This window comes from Paraburkholderia caffeinitolerans (assembly GCF_902859945.1).
GTDB classification, from domain to species: domain Bacteria; phylum Pseudomonadota; class Gammaproteobacteria; order Burkholderiales; family Burkholderiaceae; genus Paraburkholderia; species Paraburkholderia caffeinitolerans.
In genome coordinates, this window is the sequence record NZ_CADIKL010000100.1 from 1 (window position 1) to 1611 (window position 1611).

General features: G+C 65.6%; 1 protein-coding gene. It reads right to left on the reverse strand.

The genetic code is table 11. The annotated features are described in order from the left end of the window. Positions 1 to 148: 148 nt before the first annotated feature. Positions 149 to 1573: an ISNCY family transposase gene (locus HV773_RS36405; protein WP_129562005.1), complete on the reverse strand. Its 1425-nt coding sequence runs from the start codon at positions 1571 to 1573 to the stop codon at positions 149 to 151. Positions 1574 to 1611 lie beyond the last annotated feature (38 nt).

Genomic DNA, 1611 nt, shown 5'->3' on the forward strand with positions numbered 1-1611 from the left:
ACCAAATGTCCCGGCCAGATTGAGATGTCCGACTTCCGGCTCAATAGAAATGTCCGGTTTTAGAGAGGTTTGCTTCTGTCTTTCTTGGGTTCGTCCTCCACTTCGTGTTGAAGGATAGCGTCTGTAGCAGCAGGGCGCTTACGCACCTTCAGCGAGCCCTGGCAGGCTGCCGGCCAGGTTTTGACTCTGGTTTTGAGGCCTGCGCCGGCTTCACGATCACCGCTTCCATGTCCGCCTGCGTGAACTCGCGTTGCTTCTTCGTGCCCGGTACGCGTGCCTTTGCGCGCACCGGCTCGCCCTGGTTCGTGCGTGACGGAGAGCCCGAGGCCCGCCGGTTATCACGCTGCGCCTGCAGGGCCTGCGCCACCTGCAGCGCGTGCGCGAGCCGCTTGTGTTCGATCACCGCGCCCTGGTCCACCCCGGTGAGCCGGTCATACTCGCGATACGGCAGCATCCGGCCGTCCGCCCGCAATTCGATGCGTCCATTCGGGTACTCCCAGACCTCGATGTAGCGGTGCACCAGCTTCCGGTTCTGGGGCGTATCGTCGAGCAGGTACATCACGCGGTCGTACTGCACGGTGAGCGACTTCGTCACGCGCCGCGTTTCGCGCCAGGTGAGCAGGGTGTCCAGATCCTCGTCGGTACGCAACGGCCGGTGTGCGTCAAACGTGCTGCGCGGTGCCTTCGCAAAGCGCACGTTATACGCTGCCATGAAGGCAGGCGCGTACGCATTCGCGTCCGCCACCGTGCTGATGCCACGCAGCCGCAACTCCTTCACGAGGCGATCCTGAAGCGTCAGGTGGGCCCGCTCCACGCGGCCCTTGGCCGAACTGCTGTTGGCGCAGAACGTGTCGATGTTCAGCTCGTACATCGCGCGCCCGAAGTGCGTCACGCTGCGGCCCGTTTCGTTGACCCTGACGCTGCGGAACACGCTCGCGCGATCGCTGTACAGTGCCACCGGCTTGCCGTGGCGCTCCAGGTACGCACGCGTCGCCTCAAAGTAGCTAAAGGTCGATTCGGTGGCCGTGAAATGCAGGTGCATCAGGCGGCTCGTTGCATCGTCCACGTACACCAGCAGCGTGCAGGCCGGCGCCCGGTCCTCGAACCAGCGGTGGTCGCTGCCGTCGATCTGGATCAGCTCGCCCAGGCACGCACGCCGGGCCCGCGGCTGGTAGACCTTCGGCGGGCGCTGCGCGCGCGGGATCCACAGGCCCGCGTCGCGCATCCATCGGCGCACCGTCTCCTTGGCCAGCGCAATCCCATGGCATTCAGCGAGTTTCTCGCACGCCAGCGTCGGCCCGAAATCGGCATAACGCTCGCGCACCAGCGCCATGGCCCGGGCCCGCAGATCGACGGACAGTTCCCGGTTGCTCGGCCGCCCACGCCTGGCCGAGACCAGCCCAGCCGGACCAGCTGCCTCATAACGCCGGCACAGTCGGCTGATCTGCCGTTCGCTGAGTTGCAGCCGCTCAGCCGCCTGAAAACACCGCAGGCGGCCTTCAACGACCGCCTCGATGACCTTGACCCGCTCGAGTTCGCGCATGCTTGCCGTGATCAGCTCACGTCCGTTCATGGTTCGCCCCTGGTCGACGCCTCGCGTGAGCGTGCGCT